15 protein-coding genes and 1 pseudogene are annotated in these 15,578 nt (G+C 69.6%); 5 read left to right on the top strand and 11 right to left on the bottom strand.

The features are described 5' to 3' along the window. Positions 1 to 2: 2 nt before the first annotated feature. From AB8M85_RS05715 to AB8M85_RS05705, 3 genes are all read right to left on the bottom strand, one after another. Entirely contained in the window at positions 3 to 1,244 is a 1,242-nt protein-coding gene (locus AB8M85_RS05715; RefSeq protein WP_372697819.1) for an acetyl-CoA C-acyltransferase, read from the bottom strand. A 144-nt stretch (positions 1,245 to 1,388) separates the two neighbouring features. Beyond that, complete coding sequence (locus AB8M85_RS05710; RefSeq protein WP_372697818.1) at positions 1,389 to 2,681, bottom strand: HRDC domain-containing protein; 1,293 nt, start codon at positions 2,679 to 2,681, stop codon at positions 1,389 to 1,391. A 22-nt stretch (positions 2,682 to 2,703) separates the two neighbouring features. Then, positions 2,704 to 3,315 (bottom strand): DUF3000 domain-containing protein, encoded by a 612-nt coding sequence (locus AB8M85_RS05705; RefSeq protein ID WP_372698529.1) that lies wholly within the window; start codon positions 3,313 to 3,315, stop codon positions 2,704 to 2,706. A 260-nt stretch (positions 3,316 to 3,575) separates the two neighbouring features. On the opposite strand from AB8M85_RS05705, the gene AB8M85_RS05700 reads away from it, so the two are divergent. After that, positions 3,576 to 5,060: an L-lactate permease gene (locus AB8M85_RS05700; RefSeq protein ID WP_372697817.1), complete on the top strand. Its 1,485-nt coding sequence runs from the start codon at positions 3,576 to 3,578 to the stop codon at positions 5,058 to 5,060. Here AB8M85_RS05700 and AB8M85_RS05695 read toward each other — a convergent pair. Beyond that, positions 5,041 to 5,950 (bottom strand): annotated as a pseudogene (locus AB8M85_RS05695) (DUF817 domain-containing protein). The gene AB8M85_RS05700 and the pseudogene AB8M85_RS05695 overlap by 20 nt on opposite strands. Before the next feature lie 120 nt (positions 5,951 to 6,070). On the opposite strand from AB8M85_RS05695, the gene AB8M85_RS05690 reads away from it, so the two are divergent. After that, positions 6,071 to 6,475: a VOC family protein gene (locus AB8M85_RS05690; RefSeq protein ID WP_372697816.1), complete on the top strand. Its 405-nt coding sequence runs from the start codon at positions 6,071 to 6,073 to the stop codon at positions 6,473 to 6,475. A 50-nt stretch (positions 6,476 to 6,525) separates the two neighbouring features. Here AB8M85_RS05690 and AB8M85_RS05685 read toward each other — a convergent pair whose 3' ends face one another. The 4 genes from AB8M85_RS05685 to msrB form a co-directional block, all read right to left on the bottom strand. After that, entirely contained in the window at positions 6,526 to 7,557 is a 1,032-nt protein-coding gene (locus AB8M85_RS05685) for a low specificity L-threonine aldolase (protein WP_372698528.1), read from the bottom strand. Between the two features lie 64 nt (positions 7,558 to 7,621). Further along, positions 7,622 to 8,353 (bottom strand): SDR family NAD(P)-dependent oxidoreductase, encoded by a 732-nt coding sequence (locus tag AB8M85_RS05680; protein WP_372697814.1) that lies wholly within the window; start codon positions 8,351 to 8,353, stop codon positions 7,622 to 7,624. Between the two features lie 9 nt (positions 8,354 to 8,362). Beyond that, the gene (locus AB8M85_RS05675; RefSeq protein WP_372697813.1) at positions 8,363 to 9,754 is read right to left on the bottom strand and encodes a DUF6421 family protein; all 1,392 of its coding nucleotides are present in this window, start codon (positions 9,752 to 9,754) and stop codon (positions 8,363 to 8,365) included. Between the two features lie 176 nt (positions 9,755 to 9,930). Next, positions 9,931 to 10,365 (bottom strand): peptide-methionine (R)-S-oxide reductase MsrB, encoded by a 435-nt coding sequence (gene msrB, locus AB8M85_RS05670; protein ID WP_372697812.1) that lies wholly within the window; start codon positions 10,363 to 10,365, stop codon positions 9,931 to 9,933. 281 nt (positions 10,366 to 10,646) lie between these two features. On the opposite strand from msrB, the gene AB8M85_RS05665 reads away from it, so the two are divergent. Both AB8M85_RS05665 and AB8M85_RS05660 read left to right on the top strand, forming a co-directional pair. Continuing rightward, positions 10,647 to 10,985: a DUF1801 domain-containing protein gene (locus tag AB8M85_RS05665; protein WP_372698527.1), complete on the top strand. Its 339-nt coding sequence runs from the start codon at positions 10,647 to 10,649 to the stop codon at positions 10,983 to 10,985. 132 nt (positions 10,986 to 11,117) lie between these two features. Next, a complete protein-coding gene (locus AB8M85_RS05660) occupies positions 11,118 to 12,362 on the top strand; it encodes an alpha/beta hydrolase family protein (RefSeq protein WP_372697811.1) in 1,245 nt (414 codons plus the stop codon). 12 nt (positions 12,363 to 12,374) lie between these two features. On the opposite strand, the gene ybaK is transcribed toward AB8M85_RS05660, so the two are convergent. Genes ybaK through AB8M85_RS05645 form a run of 3 tightly spaced genes read right to left on the bottom strand, consistent with a single transcriptional unit; the run spans position 12,375 to position 14,290 of the window. Beyond that, positions 12,375 to 12,887 carry a Cys-tRNA(Pro) deacylase gene (gene ybaK / locus AB8M85_RS05655; protein WP_372697810.1) on the bottom strand — a complete coding sequence of 171 codons (513 nt, stop codon included), beginning with the start codon at positions 12,885 to 12,887 and terminating at the stop codon, positions 12,375 to 12,377. A gap of 13 nt (positions 12,888 to 12,900) precedes the next feature. Next, a complete protein-coding gene (locus AB8M85_RS05650; protein ID WP_372697809.1) occupies positions 12,901 to 13,347 on the bottom strand; it encodes a SufE family protein in 447 nt (148 codons plus the stop codon). A gap of 34 nt (positions 13,348 to 13,381) precedes the next feature. Beyond that, positions 13,382 to 14,290, bottom strand: a complete 909-nt coding sequence (locus AB8M85_RS05645) for a sulfurtransferase (protein WP_372697808.1) — start codon at positions 14,288 to 14,290, stop codon at positions 13,382 to 13,384. Between the two features lie 175 nt (positions 14,291 to 14,465). Here AB8M85_RS05645 and zapE point away from each other — a divergent pair, with 175 nt between their 5' ends. Next, positions 14,466 to 15,509: a cell division protein ZapE gene (zapE, locus tag AB8M85_RS05640; RefSeq protein ID WP_372697807.1), complete on the top strand. Its 1,044-nt coding sequence runs from the start codon at positions 14,466 to 14,468 to the stop codon at positions 15,507 to 15,509. The last annotated feature ends 69 nt before the right edge of the window (positions 15,510 to 15,578 follow it).

The following is a 15,578-nucleotide window of genomic DNA, read 5'->3' as shown; positions in this document are numbered from 1 at the left end:
TCTCAGGCGTCCTTCCCGTAGTCGGCGTGGTGCGGGTTTTCCCAGATGACGGTGCCGCCCATGCCCAGCCCGACGCACATGGTGGTCAGGCCGAAGCGCACGGTGGGGTCGGCCTCGAACTGCCGGGCCAGCTGGTTCATCAGGCGCACGCCCGAGGAGGCCAGCGGATGCCCGACGGCGATGGCCCCACCATAGCGGTTCACCCGCTGGTCATCGTCGGCGATGCCGTAGTGGTCCAGGAAGGAGAGCACCTGGACGGCGAAGGCCTCGTTGATCTCGATCAGGCCGATGTCCTCGATGGACAGTCCCGCCTGGGTGAGGGCCTTCTCGGTGGCGGGCACCGGGCCGATGCCCATCACCTCCGGCTCGACGCCGGCGAACGCGTAGCCCACCAGCCGCATCTTCGCCGGCAGGCCCAGTTCCGCGGCGGTCTCCGCTGAAGTCAGTAGCGCGGCGGTGGCCCCGTCGTTCAGCCCGGCGGCATTGCCCGCAGTGACGTGGCCATGGGGCCGGAAGGGGGTGCGCAGGGCCTCCAGGTCCTCCATCGTGGTACCCGGACGCGGCGGTTCGTCGACGGAGTTCAGGGCCCAGCCCTCACCCGGGCGCCGCGCGGCCACGGGGACGAGGTCGGGCTGGATGTGCCCGTCCTCGTAGGCGGCTGCGAGCTTGGCCTGGCTGGCCATGGCGTACCGGTCGGCCCGCTCCTTGGTAATGGCGGGGAAGCGGTCATGGAGGTTTTCCGCGGTGTTGCCCATGTTCAGGGCGGCGGGATCGACCAGGCGCTCGGAGAGGAAGCGCGGGTTGGGGTCGGCGCCGGCGCCCATCGGGTGGTTGCCCATGTGCTCGACCCCGCCGGCGATGACGACGTCGTAGGCGCCGAAGGCGATCGAACCGGCGGTGCTGGTCACGGCGGTCATCGCCCCGGCGCACATGCGGTCAATGGCGTAGCCGGGAACGGATTGGGGAAGCCCGGCAAGCAGGGCGGCGGTCCTGCCAAGGGTCAATCCCTGGTCGCCGGTCTGCGTGGTGGCGGCGATGGCCACTTCATCGACGCGTTCGGGCGGCAGCGAGGGATTGCGCCGGAGCAGTTCGCGGACGCACTTGACCACCAGGTCGTCGGCGCGCGTCCCGTGGTAGATGCCCTTGTCTCCGGCCTTGCCGAAGGGCGTGCGCACGCCGTCGACGAAGACGACGTCGCGGACCTGACGCTGGCGTGGCAGCGGGCGTGTGGGGGTGGGGCTCACGGGAGATGCTCCTTGCGTGGGAAGAATGTGATCCAACCCATATGTTACTCACGAGTAACCAAAGCTGCAAGGAGGAGCCCGGACAGGGCTCGCCCACCGCCACGCAGGCTGCGGTGCAGCTCACGCGGTGGCGGCCTCCGTCGGTCAGGACCTGGAGGAGGAACGCCTGGCCGGCAGCGGTTCCGGATCCAGGAACGCGACGGTGATGATCGGCGCCGTCTGGCGCACCTGCCAGGGGCGGGCCCCCAGCGCGGACAGGGCCTCGGCGATGGACTCGGGTCCGATGTCCGCGGGGGGACGCCAAGCCAGCCGACGCAGGGTATCGGGGGTCAGGAGGTTCTCGATCGGCATGTCCAGCTCCTCGGCGCGCCGGGCGATGCGCGGCTTGGCGGTGTTCAGGCGCCGCGCGGCGTCCTCGTCCTTGTCGACCCACGTCCTGGCCGGCGGCGGGGCCGAGGAGGAAATGTGCATGGGGGGCAGATCGTCGTCGTTCCGCGCCTCCTGCAGGCAGCGCAGCCACCGGGGGGCCTCCTTGCCAGCAGCGCGCCCGTGGAAACCCGGGGTCTTCAGCAGCTGGGGAACGGTGGCCGGCATGGCCTTGGCGGCTGCGATGAGCGACGCATCGGGAATCAACCGGCCCGGTGCCACGTCCCTGTTCTCGGCCAGGGACTCGCGTTCGGTCCACAGCGCGCGCACGGCGGCAAGCTGGCGTCGGTCGCGCAGCTGGTGCAGCCCGGAGGTGCGCCGCCACGGATCCACCCGCGGTGCCGGGTCGGGCGCCGTGCGGATGGCCTCGAATTCCTCCAGGGCGAACTCCAGCTTGCCCGACTCCTCCAGCAGGGAGATCAGCGCCAAGCGCAAGTCGTCGAGCACCTCGACGTCGAGGGCCGCATAGCGCAGCCAGGGGCCCGGCAACGGGCGGGTGGACCAGTCGGCCGCCGAGTGCTCCTTGGCCAGGCGCAGCCCGAGCAGGGCCTCCACGATGTGGCCCAGGCCGACGCGGGGCAGCCCCGCGATGCGACCGGCGAGCTCCGTGTCGAAGAGCGCGTCGGGCGTCATGCCCAACTCCTTCAGGCAGGGCAGGTCCTGGGTCGCCGCGTGCAGGATCCACTCCACTCCGGAGAGGGCCTCGTTGAGGGGCAGCAGATCCTCGAAGGGCACCGGGTCGATGAGCCACGTGCCGGCCCCCTCCCGCCGGAGCTGGACGAGGAAGGCCCGTTGGCCGTAGCGGAAGCCGGAAGCCCGCTCCGCGTCGACGGCGACCGGTCCGTGGCCTGCCGCGAGGGCACGCGCCGCACGCCGGAGCCCGGCATCGGTGTTCACAACCGGCGGGACGCCATCGCGCGGTTCCGTCAGCGGGATCGGTTCCGGTACCGGTGGCGCCTGGTCCCCTTCGTCGGTGTGTTCAGGGGTGCTGTCGGTGCGCGAAATGGTCATGATGGAACCAATTCTAGTTGATTTAGTTCCTCCGGCGGAGGGGCAGGGCCGTGACGCCTTCCGGCAGGGGCGGCAGGCCGGCGAACGTGCACACCATGTCGCTCCACGCTTCCAGGTGCGCGCGCACGTCGGGGCCGTCGGGGGTCCAGGAGGCGCGCAACTCGATGTCGATCGTTTCCGCCCGTTTCTGGAGGCTGCCGAAGCTCTGGGAGAGCATGCGCGTCGCCGTGCCCCCGGCCTCGCTGTACCGGGCCTCGTTCTCCCGCAACGCGTCGAGCAACCAGGTCCAGGCGACGGAACCGAGCATCTGGTCGTTGCCCATGGCGGCATCGAGTTGTGCCCGGATATAGGTGACGATCCTGAAGGTTCCCTTCCAGAGATCCGAACCCTGGGGATCGTGGAGCAGGATGAATCGGCCGGTTGCCAGTTCATCCTCGTTGTGGCCCAGGGTGCGCGCCTCGGCCAGGGCAGCGGCAGCCGGTCCGTGGAGGGATCCGTGGCCGGCCGTCGACGGCTCGAACACCTCGGCGGACAGGGCCACGGCGAACGGCGCGAGCCGGGCCGGTGCGGGAATCTCCGCCAGATGCATTTCGGCACGGCAATCCGCCTGACGGAGCGCCGAGAGCGCCGTCATGAAGTCTGGGGGAACCTGCGCCAGGTTGCCAAGAGCGGTCACGCTCCCGGGGGGGGGGGGGGGGGGGGGGGGGGGGGGGGGGGGGGGGGGGGGGGGGGGGGGGGGGGGGGGGGGGGGGGGGGGGCGGTCGGCGGCGCGGTCCGGTCCCGGGAACCCGGGGACCGGTCGTGCACTACGGTGGTCTTCGGAACGGGACCGGCTTCCCGGGCCGCCGGTTTCGCGACGAGACGAGGACGAGGGGGAGGACGATGGTGCAGGCGGTGGCCGCAGCGGTTCCGATACTGGTCGCCGTGCTGTTGTTCTTCCTGGGCGTTCGCGCCACGCGCGTCTCCCTGTGGTCGCTCGGTGCCGGCATCGCCATGGCGCTGGCGTTCTTCCCGACGCCCTGGATGGTGGTCCTGGGATCGCTGGCCGCGTTCGCCCCGACGATCGTGGAGATCCTGCTGATCCTCTATGCCGGGGTCCTGCTCAGCCGCATCATGTCCAGCACCGGGGCCATGTCCGCCATCTCCACCTGGCTGCACTCCAGTGCGCCGTCCACGCACGCAGGGACCGTGCTGGTGGTGTTCGGGCTGGTCCCCTTCGCCGAGTCGGTGACCGGCTTCGGGATCGGCGTCACGGTCGGCGTCCCGATCCTGCGGCTTCTGGGGCACTCGGTGCCGCGTGCGACGATCTTCGCAGTGCTGGGGCTGTTGGCCGTCCCCTGGGGTGCCCTCGGCCCCGGGACCCTGCTGGCCTCGGAACTGTCGGGCACGTCGTTGCAGGACGTCGGCGTCCGCTCCGCCCTGCTGTCCTTGCCGGTGATGCTCGGCGCCGCGCTGCTGTTGACCGTGTTGTTGCGTCACGACGAGCGGATCGGCCGGCTGTTCCTGGCGTCCACCGGCAGTGCGGTGCTGCTCTGGGCGGGGATCCTCGGGGCCAACGCAGCCCTGGGAACTCCTTTGGCCGGCGTGCTCGGTTCGCTGCTGGTCATCGTCGCCCACCTGTTGGCCTACCGGATGCAGGGCAGCCTGGTCGCTGCCGGACGGGCGGTGGTGCGTGCGGCGGCGCCGTACGCCGTCATGGCCGTGGGCTTGTTGGCCGCGCGGGCAGCAACGGCGCCGCTGGAGGCGAACCTGGCGGTCCGGGCTGCCAGCAGTCCAGCAATCTGGCTCATCGTGGCGTGCGTTACCGCGCAGTACGCCGCAGGCCATCGAGGCGGAAGCGGTGGGCCCGAAGCGGGACTTCTCCATCGGGCCGGCCTGGCCTACCGGACGTGGAGGCCCGTGGGTGTCGTGACCTTATGCTTTACGGTGCTGGGATCCCTCCTGGCCGCCACCGGGATGGGGGCAGCCCTGGGCGCGGCATTGGCAGGAGCCGGAGAGGGCTATCTGCTGGCCGCACCGGCCATCAATGCGCTGGCGGGCTTCATCACCGGTTCGAACACGGCGGCCAATGCGATGCTGACCTCCACGCAATCGCAGGTGGCCACCGCGTTGGGCAGTTCGGTGCTGCAGATCGTCGCCGCCACCAACGTCGCGGCATCGCTGGCAACCATGGCATCGCCCTCACGACTCCTGCTGGCCTACGAGTTGGCGGTGGCTACTCCCGCCGGCGTGCGGGCCGTCCCCGTCGTGGGTTCGAGCGCGGACGCACCGGCCGCCGATGCCGAATCGCAGGTCAGCCGCTGGGTCCTGCCGCGGGTCTTCACCCTGGTCCTGGCGGTTTCACTGGTCCTGGGCGTGATCACGGCGTGGGTTTCCTAGCCAGGGGCCTGCGCAGCTGGGATCCGGCCTGTTCCCGGTGTGGTTCTTCCGGCGGATAGACCCAGGTCACCAGCACCACCGAAATGATCATCAGCAGCAGCCACGATCCGAGCTTGGCGATCGACACGGGGTGCCAGCCGTCGAGCTGGTCCGGGTAGGCCCAGGCGTTCGACCACGTGGCGATGTTCTCGGCCAACCAGATGAAGACCGCCACCAGCATGAAGGCGGCCACCAGCGGCATGCGCAGCCGGAGCCGGAAGACCCGGAAGTGCATCCAGCACCTGCCGAAGACCACCAGGACCGCCGCCAGCAGCAGCCAGCGCAGATCCCAGATGTAGTGGTGTGTGAAGAAGTTCAGGTAGATGGCGCCCGCCAGCAGCGCGGTCACCCAACGCCGGGGGTAGCGCTCGAAACGCAGGTCGAAGAGCCGGAAGACCCGGACCATGTAGGAACCCACGGCCGCGTACATGAACCCGCTGTACAAGGGGACGTTGCCGAGATGGAGCCCCCCCTCTCCCTGGTAGATCCACGAGCCGACGCTGGTCTTGAACACTTCCATGCCGGTGCCGACCAGATGGAACAAGATGATGACCCGCAACTCGCGCAGCGTCTCCAGCCGGCAAGCCACCATGAGGACCTGGATGGCCACCGCGGCCAGCGTTGACCGCGTCGTTGCGGGCCAGGGCAGCGCCGTCGGGGTACCAGAGACGCGTGGCGAACAGCACGGCCAGCATCGCTGCGCCGAACACGCAGGCCCAGGCCTGCTTGAGGACGAAGACCGCGAATTCGACGAGGACCTTCGTCGCCGTGCTGTCCGGGAACCGCTCGATCAGCCGGTGGGCTGCCGCATCGATGCGCTGCTCGAGCGGGGTGGTGGAGCGCTTGTTCACGGAAGCTCCTTCGAGCAGGACGGACCGGCGGAGGCCCCCGCCCGGTGAGAGGCGATCATATCCGCCCGGCCAGCGCGAACGGGGCTACCCTTGAAGCGGAATCGGCAGGGAGGGACCGCCATGGCCACGGTCAGGGTCAGATACATCGTCGACGACGTGGAGGAGGCACTGTCGTTCTACTGCACGGAATTGGGGTTCCGCGAGGTCATGCATCCGGCGCCCACCTTCGCCATGTTGTCCCGGGGCGACCTGCAGCTGGTGCTCAGCGCCCCGGGTCCGGAGGGCGGGGGAAGCCAGGGGGCGGCCGACGGACGCCGCCCGATACCGGGCGGATGGAACCGGTTCTCGCTGGAGGTCCCGGACGTGGATGCCACCGTGGCGACGCTGCGCGCGCACGGGGTCCGCTTCCGCAACGATGTGGTCTCCGGGGTCGGGGGCCGGCAGGTGCTGGTCGAGGACCCTTCGGGCAATCCGGTTGAGCTCTTCGAACCGACCATCGCCGAGGCGCGCCTGGGCGGGAGCTGAGGCGTCGGGGACGGCCGCCGTGGCGGCGGCCCCCGACGCCGGGGCCGGAGCTAGCCGGCGGCGACCTGTTCGCGGATCGCGGCGGCGAAGCGGTCGACGTCCTCCTCGGTGGTGTCGAAACCGCACATCCAGCGGACCTCGCCGGCGGCTTCATCCCAGTCGTAGAACCGGAAATCCTCGCGGACGCGGTCGGCCGCAGCCGGGGGCAGCTTCGCGAACACGGCATTCGACTCGGTCGGCTGGGTGACCTCCAGGCCATCGATGTCCTCGACCGCGGCGCGCAGCCGCTGGGCCATGGCGTTGGCGTGGGAGGCCGAGCGGAGCCAGAGGTCGCCGTCGTAGAGGGCGATGAGCTGGGCGGAGATGAAGCGCATCTTCGAGCCGAGCTGCATGTTCATCTTGCGCAGGTACTTCAGCCCGGTGGCCGCCTCCGGATCCAGGACGACGACGGCTTCGCCGTACATCAGGCCGTTCTTGGTCCCGCCCATGCTCAGGATGTCGATGCCCGCGTCGCGGGTGAAGGCGCGGAAGGGGACCCCGAGGGCGGCCGCGGCGTTGGAGAGGCGGGCGCCGTCCATGTGCACCTTCATGCCGCGCTCGTGGGCGTGCGAGGTGATCGCCTTGAGCTCGTCCACCGTGTACAGGGTGCCCAGCTCGGTGGACTGCGTCAGCGACACGGCCAGAGGCTGGGCGCGGTGTTCGTCGCCCCAGCCCCACGCCTCGCGGTCGATCAGCTCCGGGGTCAGCTTTCCGTCGGGTGTCGGCACGGACAGCAGCTTGATCCCGCCGACCCGCTCGGGCGCGCCGTTCTCGTCCACGTTGATGTGGGCGGTCTCGGCACAGATCACGGCACCCCACCGCGGCAACAGTGCCTGCAGCGAGGTCACGTTGGCCCCGGTGCCGTTGAAGACGGGGAAGGCCTCCGTGGCCGGGCCGAAGTGCTTCAGGATCACATGGCCGAGCCGCTCGGTGTATTCGTCCTCGCCGTAGGCGATCTGGTGCCCGCCGTTGGCGGCCGCCACGGCCTCGAGGACCTCGGGATGGACCCCGGAGTAGTTGTCCGATGCGAAGCCGCGGACCATGGTGTCGTGCAGGGAAGTGCTCACGTTTATCCTCAGAAGTTGCTGATCGGGAAATGGTGCCAGTCTATGCCCGCGGCACCAGGGACATGCGGGTCCCGTTCAGTGTCGCCGCATCCGCGTCGAACAGGCCGGCCACCGCGCGGGCGAAGTCGTCCACGTCGGTGAATCCGTCGAAGCCGCGCTCCGGGTCCTGCGCGCGGGCAGCGGCGTCGACGAACGCCTTGATGACCAGGACGACGGCGGCAGAATGTTGGGGCACCGGGTCCGACTTGTTGCCCGATTGGGCCGCCCGCAGCCCGGCGGCGGCGGCCATGGTCCAGGCCTCGGCCGCGGCCTTGGCCGCCACGTAGTTCGCGCCCGAGCCAGTGGGGCGCTGCACGGCTGTGGAGGAGACCACCGCCAGCCGCCCCACCGGCGAGGCGGCGATGTCGGCATAGAAGGCCCGGGAGGTGTTGCGCAGGGTCGTGACCACGTTGCGGTGCAGGAAGTCGTAGTCCTCGTCCGACTGCCCGGCGAGCCCCTTGCCGCCGCGCCAGCCGCCGACCAGGTGGATGAGCCCGTCGATGGGCCCGACCTCGTCGTGGATCCGGTCAGCCAGCGAGACCGTCGCCACGGGATCCGACAGGTCGGCCACGTAGCGTGCCGCGGCGAACGGCAGGCGTTCGGCGAGGCGTTCGGCACTGGTGCCGGCGACGAGGACCCGGGCACCGGCGTCGTGCAATGCCTGTGCGGCGGCGACGCCGGAGGCGGAGGTGGCTCCGGCGATGAGGACGGTGGGGGACTGTGCGGTGGTCATGGGTGCAGTCTAGGCCGCGGCCGGTTCATCGGCTGCGGTGATGCCCACGGTGGATTCGATCACCGGCTTCATCTTCTTGCCCAGCGCCTCGTAGAACATCGAGAGCGGGAACTCGTCGTCCAGGACCTGGTTGGTCATCTCCTTCAGCGGCTCCGTCAACGGCAGCGCGTCCTTGCCCTTGGCCCAGACGGAGGCCGGGTGCGGGGTGACGGTCGCGGAGACCAGCTCGTAGGCGGCCAGCCAGTGGGCCAGCTTCGGACGGTCGATGGAGCGCCAGTAGAGCTCATCGATGGCATCGCCCAGGGCGCTGACGACCTCGGGGACGGCATCCCAGTCGATGGTGAGCTTGGTGTCGGTCCAGTGCAACACGTGGTGCTGGTGCATCCAGGCGAAGAGCAGCTGCCCGCCGAGGCCGTCGTAGTTGCGCACCCGGTTGCCGGTGATGGCGAAGCGGAAGATGCGGTCGAAGATCACCGCGTACTGCACCAGGCGGGCGTGGCGGGCGGCCTCGGGGGCCGAATCCGGGCTGGCGGCGATCTTGACGCATTCGCGGAAGGCCGTCAGGTCGCAGCGCAGCTCCTCGAGCGAGTAGAGGAAGAAGGGCATGCGCTGCTTGATCATGAACGGGTCGAAGGGCAGGTCACCGCGCATGTGGGTGCGGTCGTGGATCATGTCCCACATGATGAACGTCTCCTCGGCCAGCTGCTGGTTGGCGACCAGCTCGGCGGCCTCGGCGGGCAGCTCGAGGTTGGTGGTCTCGGCGGCGGCGGCGACGACGCGGCGGTAGCGGGCCGCCTCGCGGTCCTGGAAGATGGCGCCCCAGGTGAACGCCGGGGTCTCGCGCATCGCGACCGATTCGGGGAAGAGCACCGCGGAGTTGGTGTCGTAGCCGGGGGTGAAGTCCAGGAAGCGCAGTGGCACGAACAGCCGGTTGGAGTAGGCCCCGGCCTCGAGTTCGGCGATGAAGTCGGGCCAGATGACCTCGACCAGGACGGCCTCGACGAAGCGGTTGGCGGAGCCGTTCTGCGTGTACATCGGGAACACGACCAGGTGGCGCAGCCCGTCGACACGGTCCAGCTGCGGCTGGAAGGCCTGCAGGGAGTCGAGGAAGTCGGGGATGCCGAAGCCGCCGTCGGCCCAGCCGCGGAAGTCCTCCACGAGGCGGTCCAGGTAGGCGCCGTCGTGTTCGAAGTGGTGGCGCAGCCCGGCAATGGACGCGGCGATCGTGGCGGTGAGTTCGGCGGCCCGGGCGTGGTCGGACGGCTCGGGCACGGAGCCGTCCTTGACCTGCAGTTCCTGCAGGGCGGTGGCCGCCGCCTTCAGCTCCAGCCAGGCCGGGTCCCGGGCCACGTCGCCGTCGTGTCCGTGGTGGGTCTCGTGCGTGATGGTTGCCTGGGACATCGTCCTGCACCTCGAATCGTCTCCGGGGCCGCGCCGGATGCTGCGGCCTGCTGCCGTGATGGTGCTTCCAGCGTAGGAGAGATCAAGTAGTGCTGGTGCGACAGCTGGCTGAGCCTAAGAATCTGTCGGCCTCTAGGGCGTGAGGGCCGGCGGCAGCCCCACAGACGGCCAGCCTGCTACGACTGCGAGGGCTGTAGCGTCAATGAAACCGAGTTGATGCAGAACCGCTGGTCCGTCGGGGTGTCGTAGCCCTCGCCCTCGAACAGGTGGCCCAGATGCGAATCGCAGGAAGCGCACCTCACCTCGATCCGCTCCATGCCCAGGGACGAGTCATGCAGGTAGCGCACGGTCCCCTCGGCCAGCGGGGCGAAGAAGGACGGCCAGCCGCAATGCGATCCGAACTTCTCGTTGCTGGTGAACAGCTCGGCACCGCAGGCGCGGCAGGCATAGACACCCTCGGTCGTGCTGTCCCAGTACTCCCCGGTGAACGGCCGCTCGGTGCCGGCCTGGCGCAGCACCTGGTACTCCTCGGGCGTCAGCTCGCGCTTCCACTCCTCGTCCGACTTGACCACGGGAAAGGACGGTGCGTTTGAATCAGAAAATGTACTCACACCCGCCTCAACGTCCGACACCGCCCGGCCATTCCCGAATTCGCGGACTCGGTCGATTCCGGCGAAGCCGTCATCGGCGCACGGGCGATCACCGTCGGGCTCTCGGAGGGCGGGGCACCGCCGTCGGCCTTGGTTCTCGTGCGGCCACCGTGGTTCCCAACTGTCCCGACGGGGGACTGTTCGCGGACGCGCGCGTACGATCAGACCCGGGACCGGGTAGCCGGTGCCCGCCACTACCCGATGCCTGGCGGCATCCCGGACGTGAAGGAGGCGTGGACACGATGTTCACGAAAAAGGGCGACGCGGCAGTGCTCGCCAAACTGGGCGCAACCCCGGCACCCTACCGGGAGATCGCAGAGCGCCTGCACCACATCATCCGGGAGAGCGCGCCCTCGCTGGAGCCGTTCCTGCGCTGGGGGCTGCCCTTCTATGTGAAGGACGGCAAGGACGTCTGCTACATCAAACCGGATCAGGACTTCATCGCCTTCGGGTTTGGCGAAGTGGTGAACCCCGCACGTGAGGAAGGTGCCCACATGCATCCGGTGGCGTGGACCATCACCTCCCTCGATGGCGCGACGGAGGCCAGGATCCGCGCGCTCGTCGAGAAGGCGCTTGCCTGAAGAACCGGAGCCACCGTCTGCCTGCGCGCGGTTTCCCCGGGTCCGGTGGTTCCTCTGCTGGCATCGATGCCGGACGACGCCGCGGATCCCGGGGAACTTGGCGGTGACGCGACGGCTTGCGATGATGGGGACATGCGCGAGGACACATCGGACGCCACCCCATCCGCCCTGAGGGCCCCGATGTTGCGGTGGGCGGCACTCGGAGCCGGCGTCGGAGTGGCCGCCGGGTCCGTGTTGGCCGCCAGTGCCTCGGCACTGGCCGGGTACTTCGCCCGACAAGTAGTCATCCCGGTCCGCAAGACGGAGGACCTGGCGATTCTCGCCGTCGTGCAGGGTGACCACTGCCAGGAGGTCATCCTCCCGGCCTCGGCCGACACCACGGCGCCCGGGGTCTATTCGCTCTACTTCGATTCCGGCCGCGGCCATGCCCGCATCGGTGCGGTGCTCTCCTTCACCCCCGCCGAGGGCACCGTCGCCCGCCGGGTCGAGCACGTCTACAGCGGGGACCTGGCCCGCGCCGTCCGCGGTTGGTGGTCGGGAGTGGTCTACGCATCACCGGAGGACGCCGGCTTTGCGGCCAAGGACGTCCTGGTCCCCACCAACGTCGGCGACGCGCCGGCCTGGCTGGTCCCCGGCACCGGCCGCTCCACCACCTGGGCGATCATGGTGCACGGCAGGGGAGCCGTGCGCACCGAGGGCCTGCGCGCCCTGGCCACCACCGACCGGCTCGGGCTGACCTCGCTGCTGGTGTCGTACCGGAACGACGGCGTCGCCCCCTTCGCGGCCGACCAGCGCTATGGACTGGGCAGCACCGAATGGGAGGACATCGAGGCGGCCATCGACTACGCCCTGGCCCACGGGGCACGCGACGTGATCCTCATGGGATGGTCCATGGGAGGGGCGATCTGCCTGCAGGTCGCCGACAAGTCGCGCCACAAGCGCCATATCCAGGCGCTGGTGCTGGACGGGCCTGTGGTCAACTGGATCGACGTGCTGCTGCACCAGGCCAAGCTCAACCGCATCCCGGAGGCCGTCGGGCGGCTGGGCCAATGGCTGCTCTCCAACCGCGCCGGCCGTGCCGTCACCGGGCTCGCCACCCCGGTCGACCTCAAGCAGCTGAACTGGATCGCGAAGGCCGACCAGCTGCGCGTGCCGACATTGATCCTGCACAGCGAGGACGACGACTTCGTGCCCGTCGGACCGTCGGCCCAGCTGGCCGAACTCAATCCCGACATGGTCGCGTTCGAACGCTTCACCGTGGCCGCGCATACCCGCGAATGGAACGTGGACCCGCAGCGCTGGGAACAGGCCGTCGCCCGGTGGCTGGACCGCGTCATGGGGGCACCACGACCTGGCACCAGGACCCCGGCCCGCTAACGGGGCCGGTTGCTACGGCGCAGCCAGCGGCGCCAGCATCGCCCCGGTGAGCCGCACCAGGTCCTCCGGCGGCACCTCGATCTCCAGCCCCCGTCGGCCCCCGGACACGTAGACCGTCGGCCAGTCCGCGGCCGACGCGTCGATGAGCGTGGGGCAGGGGCGGCGCTGGCCCAGCGGGGAGATCCCGCCGAGCACGTAGCCGGTGCGGCGTTGGGCTGCGGCCGGGTCCGCCAGCTGCACCTTCTTCACGCCGAGGGCGGCAGCGGCGGCCTTCAGGTCAAGGGACCCGGACACCGGAACCACAGCCACCGCCAGCGCATCGGCCCCGGGGCGTCCGGTGTCGACGACAAGGGTCTTGAAGACCCGCCCCGACTCGAGGCCCAGGGCCGCTGCCGCTTCCACCCCGTACGACGCCGTTGCCGGGTCGTGGGCGTAGCCGTGGGCCCGGTAAGGGGTTCCGGCGGCATCAAGGGCCAGGGTGGCCGGGGTGCCTGCGGTGTCCGGCGGGCGGTGTGCCTTGGGCATCTCCGGTCGGGACCTATCCGGCCAGCGACTCGTTGATCTTGCGCTTGATCCGGGCGAGCATCGAGGTCATCCCGCGCATTCGCAGTGGGGTGATGGCCCGTGTGAGCCCGAGCCGGTCGGGCATGTCGTCGGGCACGGCGAGGATGTCGGCTGCCGGCAGGCCATCGAGGCCCTCCTGCAGCACTCCGGCGAAACCGCGCGAGGTCGGCGCTTCCGGGGGTGCCGAGAAGTACAGGCTGACCTCGTGGGCATCGGTATCGGCGACCTCAAGGGCCAGGAACAGCGGGGACTGGCATTCCACGACCTGCTCGAGCAGCTCCGGGTGGTCGGAGAAGCGCTCGGGCAAGGCGGGCAGCTCGTCGGAGAATTCCAGCAGCAGTTCCAGGCGTTCACGTTCGGTCACCGCGTTGAAGTCGTCGATGATCTCCGCCAGGGCTGCGGGAACAGCGGCATCGCTCATGGGGGATACTCCTTGGTTGACGGGGTCGGGACGGTCAGTCGCGGGCCGGCGCCGGGGCTTCGCCGCGCTCGGCCCCGACGGTGATGGGCGCGCGGACGGCATTGCCCCATTCGGTCCAGGAACCGTCGTAGTTGCGCACCGTCTCGAAACCGAGCAGGTGCTTGAGCACGAACCAGGTGTGGCTGGAGCGTTCGCCGATGCGGCAGTAGGCGATGACGTCGTCGCCCGGCTGCAGGCCGGCCTCGTCCAGGTACAGGGCCTCCAGCTCAGCCCGGCTGCGGAACGTGCCGTCCTCGTTGGCCGCCTTGCCCCACGGCACCGATGCGGCGGTGGGGATGTGCCCGCCGCGCAACGTGCCCTCCTGGGGGTAGGCCGGCATGTGGGTGCGTTCGCCGGTGTACTCCTCGGCCGAACGCACATCGATCAGCGGCTTGCCGAAATGCGCGTTCACGTCTTCGCGGAAGGCCCGGATGGCATCGTCGTTGCGCGGGACCACGGGGTAGTCCGTGGTCTCGGGCTGCGGGGCCTCGCGGGTGGTACCGCGCTCCTCGGACAGCCACTTGTCGCGTCCGCCGTCCAGCAGGCGGACGTCCTCGTGGCCGAACAGGGTGAATACCCACAGCGCATAGGCTGCCCACCAGTTGCTCTTGTCGCCATAGAGCACCACGGTGGTGTCACGCGCAATGCCCTTGGCGGACATGAGGCGGGCGAACGCCTCGCCGTCGACGTAGTCGCGCGTGACCTCGTCGTTCAGGTCGGTATGCCAGTCGATGTTCACCGCGCCGGGGATGTGTCCGGTCGAGTACAGCAGGATGTCCTCGTTGGATTCCACGACGACCACGTCCGGGTCATCCAAGTGGTCTGCCAACCAGGAAGTGGAGACCAGGCGCTCGGGGTGGGCGTAGGCGGCGAACTTCTCGTTGGCGTCGGCGGCAATGCTCATGACAATTCCTCGATTCACGCGGCGATTGGGGGATCTGCCATCCAGCCTAGCCCTCCGCGGCGTGACGGTGCCTCCGGGCGGTCATCTGCCATGCGATATTGCGCGGGGGGCGTAAACTTGGACGTCATGCGCCTTGCGCGCCACCCGCCCCGACACGAAGGAACCGACGCCGCCCGTGGCACACATCGAACACCTGACCGAACGCACACCTCAGGTCTCCCCGGACGAACTGCTCGCCGGGTTCCACCCGTCGTACCGGTTTGGCGTGGTGTCCTTCGATACGTACCGCCCGGACCCGGCTCAGCCCTCCCAAACCGAGGCGGTCACGGCCCTGCGGGCGTTCGCCGCCGGCATCGGCATGGGCAAGAAATCCCTGATGGGCCGCATCTTCGGCGGCAAGGCCCCGCAGACCAAGGCAGGGATCTACCTCGATGGGGGATTCGGCGTCGGCAAGACCCACCTGTTGGCCTCCCTGTGGCATGCCGCCCCCGGCCCCAAGGCCTTTGGCACGTTCGTGGAGTACACGAACCTGGTGGGCGCGCTGTCGTTCCGCAAGACAGTGGAGGTCCTCAGCAGCTACCAGCTGGTCTGCATCGACGAGTTCGAGCTCGATGACCCGGGGGACACGGTGCTGATGTCCCGGCTCATGCGTGAATTGTCCGACGCCGGTGTGAAGCTGGCTGCCACCTCCAACACCCTGCCTGGCTCGCTGGGCGAAGGCCGTTTCGCCGCCGTGGACTTCCAACGCGAGATCCAGGTCCTCGCCGACCAGTTCGACGTCCTGCGCATCGACGGCGAGGACTTCCGCCACCGCGGCCTGGCCGACGCTCCCGAGCCGGAGGACGACGCCGCCCTCGAGGCCATCGCCACCGACCGCTACCCGGACAAGGTCCTGGCCGTCGACGATTTCGGCGCCCTGGTCAAGCACTTGGCGACCGTACACCCGAGCCGCTACCGCCAACTTGTCGCGGATATCGACGTTCTGGTGCTGCACAACGTGGACACGATCACTGAACAGGCGCTCGCGCTGCGATTCGTGGTCCTGGCCGACCGGCTATATGATAAGGACGTCCCCATTGTCGCGAGCGGCGAGCCGTTTAGCGCGCTCTTCACCGAGGAGATGATGGCAGGCGGCTACCAGAAGAAGTACTTCCGTGCGGTCTCGCGCCTGACTGCACTGGCACGGGAGGGCCAGCAGGTCGAGGAAGCCGCGCTCTAGGAAGCCGCTCCGCCCGCCGGTAGAATGCTTCTCACGGGCCTCTGGCCCACCGCGACCGCGCCCGCGGCC

It is taken from the genome of Arthrobacter sp. JSM 101049, from assembly GCF_041679245.1.
In the GTDB taxonomy this organism is placed as follows: domain Bacteria; phylum Actinomycetota; class Actinomycetes; order Actinomycetales; family Micrococcaceae; genus Arthrobacter_H.
The sequence above is the reverse complement of the archived record's forward strand: the minus strand, read 5'-3'. Positions and strand labels throughout refer to the sequence as shown.